At 69.1% G+C, this 17,208-nt stretch carries 14 protein-coding genes and 1 pseudogene; 9 read left to right on the top strand and 6 right to left on the bottom strand.

The features are described 5' to 3' along the window. Window positions 1-62: 62 nt before the first annotated feature. Both AB0B45_RS16570 and AB0B45_RS16565 read left to right on the top strand, forming a co-directional pair. A complete protein-coding gene (locus AB0B45_RS16570; RefSeq protein ID WP_358131695.1) occupies window positions 63-1,007 on the top strand; it encodes an ATP-binding cassette domain-containing protein in 945 nt (314 codons plus the stop codon). After that, window positions 1,004-1,753 carry an ABC transporter permease gene (locus AB0B45_RS16565; protein WP_358131124.1) on the top strand — a complete coding sequence of 250 codons (750 nt, stop codon included), beginning with the start codon at window positions 1,004-1,006 and terminating at the stop codon, window positions 1,751-1,753. Before AB0B45_RS16570 ends, AB0B45_RS16565 begins: the two co-directional genes overlap by 4 nt. Here the strand turns inward: AB0B45_RS16565 and AB0B45_RS16560 are convergent. Further along, window positions 1,737-4,889 (bottom strand): BTAD domain-containing putative transcriptional regulator, encoded by a 3,153-nt coding sequence (locus AB0B45_RS16560; protein WP_358131122.1) that lies wholly within the window; start codon window positions 4,887-4,889, stop codon window positions 1,737-1,739. The two genes, AB0B45_RS16565 and AB0B45_RS16560, sit on opposite strands and share 17 nt — an antisense overlap. Window positions 4,890-5,062: 173 nt before the next feature. On the opposite strand from AB0B45_RS16560, the gene AB0B45_RS16555 reads away from it, so the two are divergent. Continuing rightward, window positions 5,063-5,260: a hypothetical protein gene (locus AB0B45_RS16555; RefSeq protein ID WP_358131119.1), complete on the top strand. Its 198-nt coding sequence runs from the start codon at window positions 5,063-5,065 to the stop codon at window positions 5,258-5,260. Between the two features lie 47 nt (window positions 5,261-5,307). Here AB0B45_RS16555 and AB0B45_RS16550 read toward each other — a convergent pair whose 3' ends face one another. Both AB0B45_RS16550 and AB0B45_RS16545 read right to left on the bottom strand, forming a co-directional pair. Continuing rightward, the gene (locus AB0B45_RS16550; RefSeq protein ID WP_358131693.1) at window positions 5,308-5,766 is read right to left on the bottom strand and encodes a helix-turn-helix domain-containing protein; all 459 of its coding nucleotides are present in this window, start codon (window positions 5,764-5,766) and stop codon (window positions 5,308-5,310) included. A 141-nt stretch (window positions 5,767-5,907) separates the two neighbouring features. After that, a pseudogene (locus tag AB0B45_RS16545) lies at window positions 5,908-6,030 on the bottom strand (helix-turn-helix domain-containing protein); the annotation flags it as partial. A gap of 365 nt (window positions 6,031-6,395) precedes the next feature. On the opposite strand from AB0B45_RS16545, the gene AB0B45_RS16540 reads away from it, so the two are divergent. Together AB0B45_RS16540 and AB0B45_RS16535 are read left to right on the top strand one after the other, a co-directional pair. Then, window positions 6,396-7,625, top strand: coding sequence for a serine hydrolase domain-containing protein (locus AB0B45_RS16540; RefSeq protein WP_358131117.1), 1,230 nt, complete (start codon window positions 6,396-6,398; stop codon window positions 7,623-7,625). A gap of 217 nt (window positions 7,626-7,842) precedes the next feature. Next, window positions 7,843-8,268: a hypothetical protein gene (locus AB0B45_RS16535; protein ID WP_358131115.1), complete on the top strand. Its 426-nt coding sequence runs from the start codon at window positions 7,843-7,845 to the stop codon at window positions 8,266-8,268. A gap of 135 nt (window positions 8,269-8,403) precedes the next feature. Here AB0B45_RS16535 and AB0B45_RS16530 read toward each other — a convergent pair whose 3' ends face one another. The 3 genes from AB0B45_RS16530 to AB0B45_RS16520 all read right to left on the bottom strand — a co-directional run bounded on the left by AB0B45_RS16530 (window position 8,404) and on the right by AB0B45_RS16520 (window position 11,049). Further along, entirely contained in the window at window positions 8,404-9,120 is a 717-nt protein-coding gene (locus AB0B45_RS16530; RefSeq protein WP_358131112.1) for a gamma-glutamyl-gamma-aminobutyrate hydrolase family protein, read from the bottom strand. 130 nt (window positions 9,121-9,250) lie between these two features. Then, entirely contained in the window at window positions 9,251-9,910 is a 660-nt protein-coding gene (locus AB0B45_RS16525) for a response regulator transcription factor (protein WP_358131109.1), read from the bottom strand. After that, window positions 9,907-11,049, bottom strand: coding sequence for a sensor histidine kinase (locus AB0B45_RS16520; protein ID WP_358131106.1), 1,143 nt, complete (start codon window positions 11,047-11,049; stop codon window positions 9,907-9,909). Before AB0B45_RS16520 ends, AB0B45_RS16525 begins: the two co-directional genes overlap by 4 nt. A 296-nt stretch (window positions 11,050-11,345) precedes the next feature. Between AB0B45_RS16520 and AB0B45_RS16515 the strand changes: the two genes are divergently transcribed. From AB0B45_RS16515 to AB0B45_RS16500, 4 genes are all read left to right on the top strand, one after another. Then, window positions 11,346-12,836 carry an MFS transporter gene (locus AB0B45_RS16515; protein WP_358131104.1) on the top strand — a complete coding sequence of 497 codons (1,491 nt, stop codon included), beginning with the start codon at window positions 11,346-11,348 and terminating at the stop codon, window positions 12,834-12,836. 204 nt (window positions 12,837-13,040) lie between these two features. Continuing rightward, complete coding sequence (locus AB0B45_RS16510; RefSeq protein WP_358131103.1) at window positions 13,041-14,279, top strand: serine hydrolase domain-containing protein; 1,239 nt, start codon at window positions 13,041-13,043, stop codon at window positions 14,277-14,279. Window positions 14,280-14,606: 327 nt separating this feature from the next. Continuing rightward, window positions 14,607-16,445 (top strand): ABC transporter ATP-binding protein, encoded by a 1,839-nt coding sequence (locus AB0B45_RS16505; protein WP_358131101.1) that lies wholly within the window; start codon window positions 14,607-14,609, stop codon window positions 16,443-16,445. Beyond that, on the top strand, window positions 16,442-17,208 hold a 767-nt coding region (locus tag AB0B45_RS16500), incomplete at its 3' end, for an ABC transporter transmembrane domain-containing protein (RefSeq protein WP_358131099.1). The genes AB0B45_RS16505 and AB0B45_RS16500, both read left to right, overlap by 4 nt.

Raw genomic sequence — 17,208 nt, 5'->3', positions numbered from 1 at the left:
GTCAGCGGCCGTGTCAGCACGGCAACGGCCCGGTATCAGAGCGGTCGACGATCGTGGACGCCATGAACGGTTCAGCCATTGCGGCCTCGGGCCTGCGAAAGGCATACAAAGACAAGACCGTGCTTGACGGCATCGACCTGGATGTCCGGGCCGGCACGATCTTCGCCTTGCTCGGGCCCAACGGCGCCGGGAAGACCACGACGGTGAACGTGTTGACCACGCTGCTGGCCCCCGACGCCGGGAAGGTGGTTGTCGCCGGGTACGACGTGGCCACGGAAACCAAGGCGGTGCGCGCGGCGATCGGGGTCACCGGGCAGTTCGCTTCGGTGGACGAGTTGCTCACCGGCGAGGAGAACCTGCTGCTGATGGCGGATCTCCTGCACCTGCCCAAGTCAGAGGGCAAGCAGATCGCCGACCGGTTGCTCGACCGGTTCGACCTGGTCGAAGCGGCGAGCAAACTGGCGGCGTCCTACTCCGGCGGCATGCGCCGCAAGCTGGACCTCGCCATGACGCTGGTCGGCAAGCCGCGGATCATTTTCCTGGACGAGCCCACGACGGGACTCGACCCGCGCAGCCGCCGCACCATGTGGGAGATCATCCGGGAACTGGTCGCCGACGGCACGACCATCTTCCTCACCACCCAGTATCTCGAGGAGGCCGACCAACTCGCCGACCGCATCGCCGTACTCGATCAGGGCCGACTGGTCGCCGAGGGCACCGCCGATGAGCTCAAGCGCCGGGTTCCCGGCAGCCATGTCCGGCTGCGGTTCACCGATCGGCACGCGTTCGACGCCGCGGCACGGGTCCTGCAGGAGTCCACGAGGGACGACGAGGAGCTGACCTTGCGTGTACCCGGCGACGGCGGGGTGAGGTCGCTACGCGCGCTGCTCGATCGGCTCGACGCGCATTCCGTAGAAGCCGAGGAACTGTCGGTGCATACACCGGACCTGGATGACGTCTTCCTCGCCCTCACCGGTCACGGAAACAAGGAGGTCAGTGCACGATGAATGCCATCTCAGATTCCGCGACCATGTTGCGGCGCAACTTCCGGCACACGATGCGAAATCCGCTGGCACTGTTCAACGGCATCATCATGCCGCTCGTCCTGATGTTCCTGATGGTGTACATCCTCGGCGACGCGTTCAGCGTCGGCGTCAGCTATGCCGATTACGCGACGCCAGGGTTGATCATTACGACCATCTGCTACGGGATCAGCCCCACCGCGATCGCGGTGAATTCCGATATGACGACCGGATTCATCAACCGGCTTCGCGTCATGCAGGTGTCGCGGGGCGCGGTGCTGAACGCGCACGTGATCGCGACCATGCTACGGAGCCTGGTGGCCATCGCGCTCATCATCGGGGTCTCGTTCCTGATGGGGTTCCGACCATCGGCGAGTTTCACGCAGTGGCTCGGCGTAATCGGCATCATCGCGTTGGCGGTACTGGCGATCGGCTGGCTGACCATCGCGTTCGGTCTCGCGGCCAAGTCGCCGGAAAGCGCGGGCCTCATCGGTGTCCCGCTGATGCTCCTTCCCTTCCTGAGCAGCGCGTTCGTGCCGGCTGACAAGATGGGGGCGGGTGCGCGCCAGTTCGCCGAGTACCAACCGTTCACCTCGATCATCGAAGCCCTGCGCGGGCTGCTGACCGGCGCGCCGTCGGCGAGCTCGGCCATCACGGCGATCGCCTGGTGTGTGGGGATCATGTTGATCGGCTACCTGTGGGCGCGCGCGACGTTCACGAAGCGAGGATGATCTCGGCCAGTTCCCGCCAATCCAGCTGCTCACCAGCACGGGTCGCCTCGGTGAACACGATTTCACCGAGGCGATTTCGCGCGTCCGCGGCGATTCTGGGAGCGTCCGGCTGCGAATGATCCGGCGTACCGCGCACGCCGTCGCTTGCCGCGAGCAATCGCACGGCCTGCTCGTACTGTCCCTGGCGCAGCGCGAGATCCGCGATCCCGATCAACACCTCGGCGATCAGCGGCGGATACGTCGACTCCACAGCCGCGCGGAACGCCTCGCTCCGATGGGCGCGGGCCTTGTCGAGATCCTCGGTGAGGTAGCCGTACAGGTCCATGGCCCTGGCGCGGAGGAAGTCGTTCAGTTCCTCGTTGCCCAGCATCGCCCGCACCGTGTCCAGGTGCTGGTGTGCCTTGTCCGGCTCGCCGCGCCTGCGCGCCAGCTGCGCCTTCGAAAGCGCCAGCTCGGCAAGCGTGTCCGGCCAGGCGATCCCGTCCGCGCACCGCTGCGCTTCGACCATGGCGGACGTGCTGGATCGCTCATCGCCGAGCAGCCAGTACAGCTGAGCCTGCCGCGCCCGCAGGCCGACCACATCCTCGGTCGCGCCTACCTCGGTCAGCGCCACAACCGCCTCTTCGTAGTGCTCACACGCGCGTGCGAACTCGCCGCGCGTGGCGAGCCGATCGGCCAGGAAGGTCAGCGCCAACGAGATCCCCCACCGGTCACCCAGCGTGCGGAACTCGGTGAGGGCGGTTTCGATGTCGCTGTCCACGTCAGTCTCGTCGCCGCCGAGCGTGAGCCGCAATCGGCCACGAGTGAGCCTGGCCTGCGCGCGCACCCACGGATCGTCGCCGGCGATGAGCGGCTCGAACGCGGGCAGGAAGTCCGTCGGCTCCTGCAGCATCCGCTCCAGCGGCGCGACGAACCCGAGTACAGGGTGGCGATACCCGTTGCGCTGGGTGAGCCGGTGCGCCTCGTGGATCCACTCCTGCGCCTGATACTGATCGCGGCCGGGCCCGGAGGTCAGGAACACTGACACGATGCCGTATGCCATCGCCCGCACCTCATCGGACGCCTCACCGTGCAGCGAGGCCGCCGCGATGCTCAACTCGGTGCCCTCGCCCCGGCGCCCACTGAGGAAGTAGTACCAGCCCACGGCCGCGACCAGCCGCATCGCCTCCTGGGCCCATCCCTCGGCGATCGCCCCGCGCAGGGCCGCACTGATGTTGTCGTGCTCGGCCTCGAGCGTGGCCAGCCACTCCAGCTGCTCGGCCGTACGCAGGTGTGGATCGGCCGTCTCGGCCAGCTCGGTGAAATAAGCAAGGTGCGCCCGGCGCGCCGGCTCGGTTTCCCCGGCTTCGGCGAGCCGGTGTCCCGCGTACTCCCTGATGGTGTTGAGCATCCGGTAGCGCGGCGTGCCCTCGCCGTCGACGAGCAGCAGCGACTTCTCGACCAACGCGGTCAGCAGGTCGAGCACCTGCTCCCCGGCGAACGCCTCCTCCCCGCACACCTGTTCGGCCGCTTCCAGGCTCGCCCCGCCGGAGAACACCGAGAGCCGCCGCAGCACACTACGTTCGGCCTCGGTCAACAGATCCCAGCTCCAGTCCACGAGCGCGCGCAGCGTCTTTTGCCGGGGCAGCGCCGTACGGCTGCCGCTGGTCAACAGACGGAATCGGTCATCGAGCCGATGTGCCAGCTGATCGATGGACATGGTGCGCAGCCGTGCCGCGGCCAGTTCGATCGCCAGCGGCACCCCGTCGAGCGCCCGGCAGATCCGCGCCATGGCCGACAAGGTGTGCGCGTCGGAGCCGATGTCCTTGCGCACCAAATCCGCGCGGTCCCGCAGCAGCCGTACCGCGGGCGAGGACCCGACCTCGGCGGGGTCCGCTCCCTTCGCGGGCAGCGCGAGCGGCTCTACCTGCCACAGCACCTCCCCGGTGATACCGAGTGGTTCCCTGCTCGTGGCCAGGATCCGCAGCCTCCGGCACTCCCCCAGAAGTCGATCCGCGAAAGCCGCGGCCGCCTCGATCACGTGCTCGCAGTTGTCCAGGATCAGCAACATCGCGCGCTCTCGGAGCGCGGCGATGAGCCGATCCATCGGTTCCCCGCCCCGCGCATCACCGAGCAATGCCTGGTCACGCAGGCCGATCGCGGTAAGGGCGGCTTGCGCCAGCTCACCGCCTGCCTGCACCGAGGCCAATTCGACCAGCCACGCCCCATCCGGCAGATCGGCGAGCATCGTCCGCGCGGTCTCCGTGGCCAGCCGTGTCTTGCCGGAGCCACCCGCCCCCTTCAAGGTGACCAGTCGGTGCCCGATGGCCAGAACGGCGACCGCGGAGATGTCATTGTCCTTGCCGACGAAACTCGAGAGCTCGGCGCGCAGGTTCGTCCTGCGGTTCTCCGCCCGCTCGCCCAGCTCACCCCGCAACAACGCGGTGTGCAGCGCGGAGAGCTCGGCCGATGGATCGGCGCCCAGCTCCTCAGCGAGCCGCTCACGCGTCCGCTGGTACAGGGTCAATGCCTCAGTCCCACGCCCCGCCTCGGCGAGCGCTCGCATCAACGCCGCCACGAACCCCTCCCGCAGCGGATACGTGGCAACCAGCTCCGTCAGCTCGGAGACCAACTCCGAGCCACGGCCGAGGCGAATATCCGCATCCACCCGATCCCCGAGCGCGGCCACGTGGAGTTCGTCCAGACGCGCGACCGCGGCGTCGAACGCATCGCTGTCCTGCAGTGCGATGTCCGCCATGGCCGTACCGCGCCACAAGGCCAGGGCCGAGCGCAGCAGATCCGCCCGCGCCGCAGGCTCGGCGGCACGGGCCTGACCGACCAGGTGCTCGAACCGGCACACGTCCACGGCATCAGGAGCCACGGCCAGCCGGTACCCGCCGGAATCCGCCTCGACCACACCGTCCGGCAACACCCTGCGCAGCCTGGACACCAACGCCTGCACGGCATTCACTTCGTCCGCAGGCGGCCGTTCCCCCCAGATCCAGTCCACCAGCCTCGCACGCGTGACGATCCGGCCAGGTTCGAGGGCGAGTGCAGCCAGCAGTGCGCGCAGCCGGATCCCAGGGACCTCCACCACGGCCCCATCACGGTTCCGGACCTCGAACGGTCCAAGCAATCCGACTCTCACCTCAGTCATTGTGCCGAACCGTGGCACAACCGACTAACCGCTACTGCGCGCCCACCGTCTACCTTCATCGGACCGTTATCATCGCAGGTCGGGCGAACGTGGTGGATTTCCGGCGGATGCCACGGCGGCCCCCCGACTCAAGGACGTCGGCCGACCAGTGATCAGCACCGAGCGAGAAGAGTGTGCCGGCCCGTGCTGAGCGGCGCCTACTGCGTGAGGACCCCGAGGCGACCTTGACAGCGGCGCTCGCCAACGGCAACCACTACATCAACGACTACTGCTTCGTCTTCGAGCTCCGGGACGGGCTGATCCACCGGGTCCGCGAATGCGTGGACACAGCCCGCGGGCACCGCATGATCTTCGGCGAAGTTCCGCAGTAGCCATCCCCGACCTGGCCGTGACCCGGCCGGCCCGAAGAACAGGCGGACTATCGCCCGGCGTTCCGGGCTGCCAGGCTCTGCCGCCACTGCTCCATGACCTGCCGGAAGGCCTCGCTCACGAGGAGAAGAAGTTCGGCGGAGGACTCGAAGCGGGCGCCCGCCGGGGTTGCGGTCCCGAGAATCTCGGCTCCGCGCTGCGATGCGGCCGCCAGGGCGTCGTTCATCTGCAGAGCCGCAAGGAGAGACGGGAGCCAGATCTCATCGTCGAGGACATACCGTTCGCGCCGCGCGCCGGGAACCCGTTCCCGTCTGACCATTCCCTGCTGTTCGAGGAAGGCGACGGCGTGCGAGACCGACGCCGGGCTGACGCGAAGCCGCTGGACCAGGTCAGCGGCGGTGAGAGCGCCGTGGTCAGTGATGTACAGGCAGGCCAGCACCCTGGCCTCCATCCGGGGCAGCCCCTGCTGAACGAGGAGAGCGGTGAAGGACTCCGTGAAGTCCCGCACCGCTTGGGGGTCACGCCCATGGCCGCTGTCGGGGATCGGCGGCGCCGGAGGCTGAGCCTGCTTGTGCCGGCGCGCACGTTGCCGTGTGCTCTCGTGCGCCCGGTCCGCCCCGTAATCGTCGGGTCCGCCGTTCCGGGTGACCTCCCGCATGATGGTCGAGGCGGGCCGCCCTAGACGCCGGCCGATCTCCGCGTATCCGAGACCCGCGGCCAGACCCGCAGCGATGTGCTGACGATCCTCATTGGTGAGTCTGCCTCCGGGCATCGGTGCTCGTCTCCTGTCTGCCGACATGCGCGGAGCTTTGCGCCCGCACGCCCGCTGCACAGTATGTATTCACACACAGCCCATTGCAATCCTCATCCCGATCTTTCCATTGCATTCAGCATCAGAATCATTGCAATGCCTGCCCATCTGTCGGAGAGAGCAGGCGAAATAGGCTCTTTTGCTTGTTGACTGACTTATGAACGCAATGTACTGTCGCAGACGTTCAGGGATTCCCGAACGTTTGAGGGTGCCGGTGGCGCCGCAGAGGGAGTCCCCATGACCGAGCTCCAGCTCGCCGAGGCCATGAGCGTCACGCCGGGACGGGTCTCGCAAAGACCGAAACACTGTGCGCAAGGAGATTCATCATGGGACACAGCGACAGCGGCTTCTCCGCAACGGGGCTGCGCAGACTGCGCGAGGTGCTGGCGCGGTATGTCGAGTCCGGGAAGATTCCCGGGCTTGTCGCCCTGGTCAGCCGGGGCGGTGAGACGCACGTCGAAGCGATCGGGACGATGCGCCATGACGGTGGCGCCCCGATGCGCCGGGACACGATCTTCAGGATGGCGTCCACGTCCAAGCCGGTCGCGATGGCGGCGGCGATGGTCCTGCTGGATGAGTGCAGGCTGCGGCTGGATGACCCGGTACAGCAGTGGCTGCCCGAACTCGCCGACCGGCAGGTGCTCAAGCAGATCGACGGCCCGCTGGACGACACCGTGCCGGCGCGGCGGCCGATCACCGTCCGGGACCTGCTGACCTCCACCTTCGGGCTCGGCATGGATCTGACATCGCTGGGCACTCCGATCATGGGCGCGATCTTCGAGCAGGGGCTCACGCCCAATCTGCCGGTGCCGATGCCCAAGCCGGACGAGTGGATGCGCCGCCTGGGCGCGCTTCCGCTGATGTACCAGCCCGGAGAGCGCTGGCAGTACCAGATCAGCCACGATGTGCTCGGCGTGCTGGTGGCCAGGGTCACGGGGCAGTCGTTTGAGGCGTTTCTGCGTGAGCGCATCTTCGATCCGCTGGGGATGAAGGACACCGCCTTCCACGTGCCCGACGACAAGATCGACCGGCTGCCGACCCTGTATGCCCCCGACCCGCAGACCGGAGAGTTCCACGTGTGGGACGAGGCCAAGGGGGGACGGTGGAGCCAGCCTCCGGCGTTCCAGGGTGGCGGCGGCGGGCTGGTCTCCACCGCCGATGACTACCACGCCTACTTCCAGATGCTGCTCAATGGCGGGATGCACGGCAGCGAGCGGATCCTGTCCCGGCCGGCCGTGGAGCTGATGACCACCAACTGCCTCACACCCGAGCAGCAGGCCACCCGACACGCCCTGGCGGTCAACAGCGTCCATGTGTCGTTCGGCCAGGGGCAGCAGGGCGGCTGGGGCATGGGGATGGCGGTGCGCACCTACCGTGGCGATTATGCGCCGATCGGCCAGTTCGGCTGGGACGGCGGAAGCGGCACCTCGACCTACGCCGACCCGGACAACCAGCTCACCGGCATCCTGCTCGCCCAGGTCGGGCTGTCCGTCCCGGACCCGGCACGGCTAGTCCAGGACTTCTGGACCACGCTCTACCAGGCGATCGACGACTGACACCGAGCCCACGTCCCCGGTACGCCCGCGCCCGGTATGCCCGCCCTCAACCCACGACACCCGACGGGCAGCCGAACCGTCGATGTTGTCGCGAGGTTTGGTCTTGCCCGAGGGTGCGATCCCCTCGGGCGGCCCGACCTCAGCAATCGAGATCCCCGAGGGTGCCAACAGGACCGCATTTCCGCATCCGTCCGTTCCATTGACTTTCGTAACAGACGTGAAGGAGCACACCACCATGTCCATCACCCTTACCGACCAGGACAAGCGCACCCTGCGCACCGCCGCCTACGGCGCCGTCTCGCTGCTGGCCGCCGCTGATGCCGCCGGCTCGCCCCACAAGATCGCCACCGAAGGCTCCATCGCCCTGGCGTCTGCGACCGGCCTGGTCGGGCACGTGCTCGCCGAAAAGACCAAGGACATCAACCTGAACGGCAAGTCCGTGGCCGCACTCGCCGACGAGGTGCTGCCGGCCCTGACGGCAGCCATGAGCCTGCTCAAGAAGCAGGCCCCGGCAGAGGCCGACAACTTCCGCAGCACCGTCATCATCGCCATCGAAGCAGCCGCCCGCACCCACCAGGGCCAGCCCAGCCCCACCCTGGCTGACATGACCCGCAAGATCGCCGAAGCCCTCGACGCCGCTTGACGGCATGCCGACCCGCGCAGCCACAGCTCAGGCCGCACTCGCACGCCAACCCCTGATGAGATCGACATCTCGCCTGCTCGACCTCGGAGCTGCGGCTGCCGCTCGCCTGGCTGGTGCGTCAGGTGGCCAGGGCCTTCATGCGGTGGTCACTGCGCCTGGTCGAGCCGGCCCGCTGACCGCGCGGCCGGCGACGGCGGTGGCGAACGCCGTGATGATCGGATGCGCTTTGCTCGCGTCCCCGTGCAGCTCCGGCTGGAAGAGCGTGGCCAGGAAGAACGGGTGCCCGGGGAGTTCGGCCACCCGGACCGTACCGTCGTCGGCCCTGCCGGTGAAGGCCAGACCTCCGTCGGCCAGCCGCTGCTCGTAGCCGGCGTTCAGGCCGAAGGAGCAGTTGTAGCTCTCCACCGACGTGGGCACGCCCATGATCTGTTCGACGAGGGAGCCGGGAGCCAGCCGTACCAGGCCCTCGTGGCCGGCCAGCGAGCACGCCAGCGGCAGCAGCAGGAAGTCGCGGGCGTCGGGGTCGTTCTCGGCGTGGGCCACGTCGAGGCCGAGCACGCCTCTGGCGTACTCGAGAAGAGCGTGCTGGAAGCCGCCGCAGGTGCCGAGGAACGGGATGCCGCGCTCGCGGGCGGTGCGGACGGCGGCGACCGCGCCGGCCTCGCTGATGTACGGGCTGCCGGGCAGGACCCAGATGCCGTCGAAGCCGTCCAGGTCGGTGGCGTCGGGGGTGGCGATCCAGTAGGCGTCGAGCGCGAGACCTTCGCGTTCGCGCAGTGCCTGGAGGATCTGTGGGATGCGGGTGTGGGAGCGGACGCTGGGTGACCGGTCCGCGACCAGGGCGATTCTCATGCGCACCATCCTGCGGGTGCAGGGTGGTTAAGCGCCAACGATGATTACTGCTCCGGTGATAAGCATCGCTGATGTGGCAGGTGCCCGCCGGTGCCGCTCGGCCGGCTCCCACCGTCCCAGCGGCACCCGATCAGCCACGCCGTGGGTTGACGAGGCCGGATTCGTAGGCGAACACCACGAGCTGGGCGCGATCCCTGGCACCCAGCTTGGTCATCGCCCTGCTGACGTGCGTCTTCGCGGTGGTCGGGCTGATCACCATGTGGGCGGCGATCTCGTCGTTGGACAGGCCGCGGGCCACCAGCGCGGTGACCTCGCGCTCGCGGTTGGTCAGCACGTCGAGCCCCTCGGCCGCGGGCTCGGGGCGGCGGGCGACGTACTCGCCGATCAGGCGGCGGGTGATCGCGGGGGACAGCAGCGCGTCGCCGCGGGCCGCGACCCTGACGCCCTGCACCAGGTCGGCGGGCTCGGTGTCCTTGACCATGAAACCGCAGGCGCCGGCGCGGAGCCCGTTGAAGACGTACTCGTCGAGGCCGTAGTTGGTGAGGATCACGACGTGGACGCCGCTCAGCCGCTCGTCGGCGGCGATCAGCCTGGTCGCCTCGATGCCGTCCATCACCGGCATCTGGATGTCGAGGAGGACGACGTCGGGCCGGTGCTCGCGGGCGAGCGCGACGCCCTGCTCGCCGTTCGCGGCCTCGGCCACCACCTCGATGTCGTCCTCGATCTCCAGCAGGGCCCGGAAGCCGCCGCGAATGAGCGCCTGGTCGTCCACGAGCAGCACGCGGATCACGATGATTCTCCCAGGGGAAGCTCGGCGCGTACGGTGAAGCCGCCCTCGGGGCGGGGCTCGGCCCGCAGCCGGCCGCCGAGCGCCGCGACGCGCTCGCGCATGCCGAGCAGACCCGTGCCGGGCACCGGCGGCGCGTCCGGGTCGGCCTTGCCGTCGTCGTCGACCTGCACGACCAGTTCCTGGTCCGCGTAGTCGATGCGCACCGCCGCGGCCGCCTCGCCGGCATGCCTGGAGACGTTGGTGAGGGCTTCCTGGACGATCCGGTACGCGGCCCGGTCCACCTCCGCCGGCAGTTCCCGCCACGTCCCGGAGATCGTCACCGTGGCCGACAGCCCGGTCGAGCGGGCCCGCTCCACCAGGTCGTCGAGCCGGTCGAGGCCACTGGCCGGGGCCTCGGCGTCGGAGCGGTCGGTGTCGCGCAGCACCTCCAGGGTGGCGCGCAACTCGCGCATGGCGTCGCCGCTGGCATCCACGATGGCCAGCAGCGCGGGAGGCACGTCCTCGCCGCGCCTGCGTGCCAGGTGGACGGCCACCCCGGCCTGGACCTTGATGATCGAGATGCTGTGTGTGAGCGAGTCGTGCAGTTCCCTGGCGATGCGCAGCCGCTCCTCGCCCGCGCGGCGCAGGGCGGCCTCCTCGCGGGTGCGCTCGGCCTCGGCGGCCCGCTGTTCGGCCTCCTCCAGGTACGCCTGCCGGTGCCGGGTCACCGTCCCCGCCACGCCGGCCGCCACGAACCAGCCGAGCAGCAGTGTGGTGCCCTGGAGACTCTGCACGGACCCGGTGGCGCCAGGCAGGTTCGCTATCAGGTCGACCCCCAGGAAGATCGCGCTCGCCAGCGCCGCGGCCAGCCGATGGCCGGCGCTGACCGCGGCGAACACCGACACCAGCACCGGAAAGGTGGCCGGCGGGCCCGGCTGGACATGCACCACGACCGCGAGCATGCAGGCCGTGCTGACGAGCAACGCCACCAGAGGCGCCCGCCGACAGGCGACGAGCGCGAGCGAGCCGGCGAGGACGGCCGCGAGATCCAGCATGCCCGCGCGCGGCGTCTGGAACACGATGACAGATAGAAGGAGGGCCATCACCGCAGCGAGCAGGCCGTCCTGGGCGAGCGGCCGCCACCGGTCCATGAACGTCATTTGTGTAGATTAGGGGCTTTTTCGCCGAGGGTCCTCCGCAGCCTGTCGTAATAAATCACTACTCCCCACGATGTAGTCGGGCGGGTCCTACTTCCCCGGTGCCAGGCGGAGGAGTCTCCCTGGGCAGGACGACCACTGACCGGCCCGAGGACCACGATGTCCGGCATGCACACGATCCGAGTCAAGGGCGAGTCCCGCGAGACGAGCCCAGAGAGCTGCCGGCCATCACCCCTCGCGCCGGAACCCGGTACGAGCGGGTCCGCGGCGACGAGACCGGCCAAGCGGGCTGAGTCGCGTTGACCGGCAGGGAATCAGCGGGCGGCAGCATGGTCGTCGAGCCGGGTGCTCGGCCGGGGACCGTCCTCGCCGTGGTGGCCGTCGTGCAGTTCATGGTGTCGCTGGACCTGTCGGTCGTGAACGTCGGCCTCCCGGAGATCGCCGCCGGTCTCGGCTTCAGCGCGGTGGGCCTGACCTGGGTGATCCACGCCTACGCGCTCACCTTCGGCGGGCTGCTTCTCCTGGGCGGCAAGGCCGCCGACCGCTACGGTCGCAGGCGGGTCCTGCTGTTCGGGCTCGGCCTGTTCGGCCTCGCCTCCCTCGCCGGCGGCTTCGCCCTGGAACCCGGCCATCTTGTCGCCGCCCGTGCCGTACAGGGCATCGGGGCCGCCGCGCTGGCTCCGGCCGCGCTGGCGCTGCTGACCACGACGTTCCCTACGGGCAAGGCCCGCGTTCGGGCCTTCGGCGTCTGGAGCGCGATGAACGCCGCCGGCGGCGCCCTCGGCGTCCTGATCGGCGGCGTGCTCACCGAGTACGTCAGCTGGCGCTGGGTGATGTTCGTGAGCGTGCCGATGGCCGCCTGCGCGCTGGCCCTTGCCTGGCGCGGCATCGTCGACGGCCCGCCGACCGCTCGCGGTGGCCGTCCGGACGTGCTCGGTGCCGTCCTGGTCACGGCGGGCATGACCCTGCTGGTGTTCGGTGTCGTCCGCACCGATCAGTACGCGTGGACCTCGCCGGTCACCCTGACGACCCTGGCGGTCGCCGCCGCGCTGCTGGCCGCGTTCGTCCACGTCGAGCGGACCACCGCCCGCGAACCGCTGATCCGGCTCGGGCTGTTCGCCAACCGCTCGGTCGCCGGTGCGAACGCCTACAACCTCCTGGTCGGTGCGGCCATGGCCGCGGCCTTCTACTTCGTGTCCCTCTACCTCCAGCAAGTCCTCGGGACGGGGCCGGCGCTGACCGGGATCATGTTCCTGCCGTTCGCCCTCGGAGTGGTCGCCGGCTCCGTGCTCGCCGTCAGACTCGGCTATCGTCTCGCCCCCCGCACCCTTCTGGTCATCGGCGGGCTCCTGACCGCGACCGGGTTCGCCTGGTTCAGCCTGATCAGTCCCGATGGCGCCTTCACCACAGACATCCTGGGGCCCTCGATCGTCGCCAGCGTCGGCTTCGGGCTCTGCCTCGGACCGGTCGTCTCCACCGCCACCGCCGGCGTCGCGCCCCACGAGATCGGCATCGCCTCAGGCCTGCTCAACAGCTCACGGCAGATCGGCGCCTCACTCGGACTCGCCGTCCTCGGCACCGCGGCCCACCACCGCACCGGCCCGATCGTCACACCCGAGGCCCTCAACGACGGGTACGCGCTCGGCCTGACCCTCGGCGCCGCGCTCCTGGTCACCGCCGTCCTCGTCGCCCTCACCGTCCTGCGCCGGACCAGCCCACCATCACGGGCGGAACCGGCCGATGACCGCGAACCGCTCCCCGCCCGGATCGACCGGCGATCCACCGGTTGAAGCACCACAGCAGGAAGACGCCTCGGCTTGACCATCCGAGCTGCGCCGACGATCCGGCACCCGCCACGGGTCGCAGGCGACCCTGTCCGCCGAGACGTCACAGCGGCGGAAACACCGAACGCGCCCCGGCCGAGTGAGGCGGGGGCGGCAGAAAGCACGGGGACAGTCCCCGTCGTACCCATTGATCACGAGAGGACAAATGTCTTGAAGATCCGACTGATGACATGTGCAAGCGTGGCCGTGCTGAGTGTCGGCGCGGGCATGGTGACGGCGGTGCCCGCGCCACAGGAGACGGGAGTCGTGCTGGCCGGCGCCACAAGCTCGATGACCGGCTTCGATCCCGCGGCGCTGAAGTCCGCCATGGACGATGTCCACCGCGCGGGGATGCCCGGTGTGTTCGCCGAGGTGCGCTCTGACGGCCAGGTCTGGCGCGGCGCCTCCGGGGTGGCCGATCTCAAGACCGGCCGTCCCGTCACGCCCGGCATGCTGCATCGCGTCGGCAGCCTCGTCAAGACCTTCGTCGCCGCCGCAGTCCTGCAGCAGGTCGAGAAGGGACGAATCGAGCTCGACGCGCCGATCGGCCGCTATCTGCCGCGGCTGGTGCCGGGCGAACGCGGCAAGAAGATCACGGTTCGGATGCTTCTCAACCACACCAGCGGCATCGCCGAATACCTCCCCTATGCGTTCCCGTCCCTCCAGAAGTTTCCTTCTCTGCCGGATATGTCGCCCAAGAGCCTGGACGACAACCGGTTCAGGCGGTTTACCCCGACTGAGCTGATCGAAATGGGACTCAAGGCGCCCGCCGTCGGCAAGCCCGGAGGCTCGCCGGGGGTGTACGCCAACACCAATTACCTGATCCTCGGCGAGCTCCTGGAGAAGGTGACCGATACCACCGCTGAGAAGTACATCACCGAGAACGTCATCAAACGCGCCGGGCTCAAGCACACCATGTTTCCGACCGGGCCGCGTATCAAGGGGCCGCACCCGCGGATGTACGAGGCGTTCTTCGGCTTGATCGACCCGCCGCGCGACTACAGCGTCTATGACATGTCCTGGACAGGGATAGGGGCCTCGCTGGTATCGACCATGGAGGATCTCAACCGCTTCTACAGCAAGCTGCTCGACGGCAAGATCGTCAAGCCGTCATCGCTGGCCCAGATGCAGCGCACCGGCCCGGCCATCAGCCAGTCCGGGCAGAAGATCCTCTATGGCCTCGGTCTGCACGAGTTCAAGATCCCGGGTTGCGGCACCTTCTGGGGTAACGACGGGTCGGCCTGGGGGGCCGGAACGATGTCTCTGATCCGCGCCGACGGCAAGCGGCAGATGTCCTTCGCGGTGAACCTCGTGAGGTGGAACACGGTGGACGCGTCGGGTAAGCCGCAGCCCCACCCCATCGACGACGCGCTGTCGACCTTCAAACAGCAAGCGATGTGCGGCAACTGAGACGCCCGTGTCGCGAACGCCTCGCAGGTCGAGGCGTTCGACGACCGAGCGCGCCGCCTGGAGGGCTCTTCCGCGTCCTCGGCATCCACTGAGCTGGAGCGGCCGGGGCCAGGCTGAGCCGGGACCGGACGGAACAGGCCGCATGCCCGGCGCGCGGAGCCGGGCATGTGGCCGCCACCGTACTGCCCCGGCCGCGTGCGCGGGCCCACACCGACGGCGACGAGCGGCCACCTGTCGACCGGCACGGTCGGTGGGCCGGCCCAGGCAAGACGACCACCGCTCGACCGCGGGCCTGGTCGCGACGAGATCGACGAAGACGGGAGAGGGATGACCACCACCGACCTTGCCGAAGCGAGCGAGCGGTCCACACCACCACCGGATGCCGATCCCACGGCGGGACAGAGCGTGGCCGGGCTGCTACGCCCGCACCTCCGGAGTTTCGCCGCCGTTGTGATCCTGCAGGTGTTCGGCGCTGTCGCGGGTCTGGCACCGTTGCTGGCGGTCGTCGAACTGGGCCGTACGCTGCTGGTGCCCGGCCCGATCGATCACGATCATGTCTGGATAGTCGTGATCGTGGGAGCGGTCGGCTTGTTCGTCCGACTGCTGTTCACGGCCGCATCGTACGGAATCGGACACCTTCTCGACGACCAGGTACAACTGGCGTTTCGCCGGCGACTGGCCGCACGGCTGGGGCGCGTACCGATCGGCTGGTTCTCCCGGCGCCGGAGCGGCGAGCTGGCGAAGGTGGTGGGAGAGGACGTGAGTGCCGTGCACCCGTTCATCGCCCACACCCCCGGCGAGCTCGTCGCCGCGTTCGTGGTGCCGCTGGTGTCGCTGATCTACTTGTTCACCGTCGACTGGCGGCTCACGCTGATCACGCTGATCCCGGTGGTGGTGGCAGTGGCGCTGGTCCCCCTGATGATGACCCCGGCCCGGCTGCGCGAGCAGGAGAATTTCGACGAGGCGATGGGCCGGATCTCGAGTTCGGTCGTCGAGTTCGTGCAGGGCATCGCGGTGGTCAAGGCGTTCGGCGGATCCGGGCGCGCCCACCGTAGATTCCGCGCGGCCACAGACGATTTCGTCAGCAGCTTCTACCGGATGGTGCGCGGTCTCTCCGGGATCGCCGCGGGGATGCAGGTGGCGCTGTCGCCGCCGTTCGTCCTGCTGGCCGTGCTGATCGGCGGTGCGGCTCTGATCACGACCGGTGGCATGGCCCCGGCCGACCTGCTGCCCTTCGTGCTGCTCGGACTGGGACTGACCGCTCCGCTGGCGGCTCTAGGCCACGGCTTCGACGAGCTGCAGGCCGCCCGGCGCGCGGTCGGCCGGATCCGGGACGTGCTCGCGGTTCCGTCGCTGCCGGAGCCCGCGCACCCGGTCGCGCCACGGGGGCACCGGGTGGAACTGCGTGACGTTCGATTCGGCTACGAAGCCGATCACGAGGTGCTGCGCGGGATCGACCTGGTGCTCGAGCCCGGGACGGTCACCGCGATCGTCGGGCCGTCGGGAAGCGGAAAGTCCACGCTGGTTCAGCTGCTGCCGCGGTTCTTCGACCCCACCCACGGTTCGGTCACCCTGGGCGGTGTCGATCTGCGCCGGCTCGGCAGCCGGGAGCTCTACCAGACGGTCTCCTTCGTCTTCCAGGACGTGCGCCTGCTACGCGCGTCGATCGCCGACAACATCGCGCTGGCGGTACCGCATGCCGACCGCGACGCGGTGGTTCGCGCGGCCCGGCTGGCGAACATTCATGATCGAATTCTTGAGCTGCCGCGCGGATACGACACGGTGATCGGCGAAGACGCCGGACTGTCGGGTGGCGAGGCGCAGCGGATCTCGATCGCACGCGCACTGCTCGCCGACGCACCCGTTCTTGTGCTCGACGAGGCGACCGCCTTCGCCGACCCGCGGACCGAACAGGCGGTGCGCCGGGCCCTGGCGACGCTGGACGGCGATCGGACGATCCTGGTCATCGCCCATCGCCTGGAGACGATCGCCGACGCCGACACCGTCGTGATGCTGGAGAACGGGGCGATCGCCGAGCGAGGCAGGCCCGCCGAGCTGCTGGAACGGAACGGGAAGTTCGCCGCGTTCTGGCGATCCCACCGATCGGCGGTCGCCGACGAGCTCGAAACCCACGATGGCGTCCTGCAAGGAGACGAGCCCCGATGATTCGAATGCTGCTGCGCGTGCTGGGACACGAGTACGCCCAGCCGGTGCGTCGCACCGTGGCCCTGATGACGACGACCGCGGTGGTCGAGGGTCTGTCCTACGCGCTGCTGGTTCCGGTGCTGCGGGCACTGTTCGGGAGCACGCCCGGAGACGCGCGGCCCTGGCTGATCGCGTTCGGGGCCGCGGTCGCGGTCTACGCGGCGCTGCGCTACGTCAGCGATCTGTCCGGTTTCCGCGCCGGAACCACGCTGTTGCACGGCATGTACTACCGGCTCGGCGATCATCTGGCCCGGCTGCCCATCGGCTGGTACAGCGCGGGCCGCGTCGGGGAGGTGTCCGTCATGGCCGGCACCGGCGTCCTACAGGCGATGAGCGTGATCGCGCACCTGCTGGCACCGTTCATCTCCGCCTGTGTGACTCCCCTGACGATCGTCGTCGTGATGCTCGCCTTCAACTGGCACCTGGGGCTGGCCGCGCTGGCCGCCGTACCGATCGTGGCGGCGATCCAGATCTGGACGGGACGCTCGATGGCCGCCGCCGACGCGGAGCGCGCCGCGCGCGAGCACGAGGCCACCGGGCGAGTCATCGAATATCTCCAGGCCCAGCCGGTGCTGCGGGCCGGCGGCCGGACCGTCGAACGCTTCCGGTTGCTCGACGACTCGCTGCGTGACCTTCAGCGCGCGTCCCGCCGTACCCTCCTGTCGGCGCTGCCCGGCACCTTGGGCCTGACGCTCGCGGTGCAGGCGATGTTCACCGTGTTGCT

Source organism: Nonomuraea sp. NPDC049152, from assembly GCF_040648355.1.
Lineage (GTDB): Bacteria > Actinomycetota > Actinomycetes > Streptosporangiales > Streptosporangiaceae > Nonomuraea.
This window is presented reverse-complemented; position numbering and strand designations above follow the sequence as displayed.

What these genes read in the sequence shown, in the direction of transcription:
- AB0B45_RS16570 (WP_358131695.1), top strand. Translation starts at nt 63, where the DNA reads ATGAACGGTTCAGCCATTGCGGCCTCGGGCCTGCGAAAGGCATACAAA.
- AB0B45_RS16565 (WP_358131124.1), top strand. Translation starts at nt 1,004, where the DNA reads ATGAATGCCATCTCAGATTCCGCGACCATGTTGCGGCGCAACTTCCGG.
- AB0B45_RS16560 (WP_358131122.1), bottom strand. Translation starts at nt 4,889, where the DNA reads ATGACTGAGGTGAGAGTCGGATTGCTTGGACCGTTCGAGGTCCGGAAC.
- AB0B45_RS16540 (WP_358131117.1), top strand. Translation starts at nt 6,396, where the DNA reads ATGGGACACAGCGACAGCGGCTTCTCCGCAACGGGGCTGCGCAGACTG.
- AB0B45_RS16530 (WP_358131112.1), bottom strand. Translation starts at nt 9,120, where the DNA reads ATGAGAATCGCCCTGGTCGCGGACCGGTCACCCAGCGTCCGCTCCCAC.
- AB0B45_RS16520 (WP_358131106.1), bottom strand. Translation starts at nt 11,049, where the DNA reads ATGACGTTCATGGACCGGTGGCGGCCGCTCGCCCAGGACGGCCTGCTC.
- AB0B45_RS16505 (WP_358131101.1), top strand. Translation starts at nt 14,607, where the DNA reads ATGACCACCACCGACCTTGCCGAAGCGAGCGAGCGGTCCACACCACCA.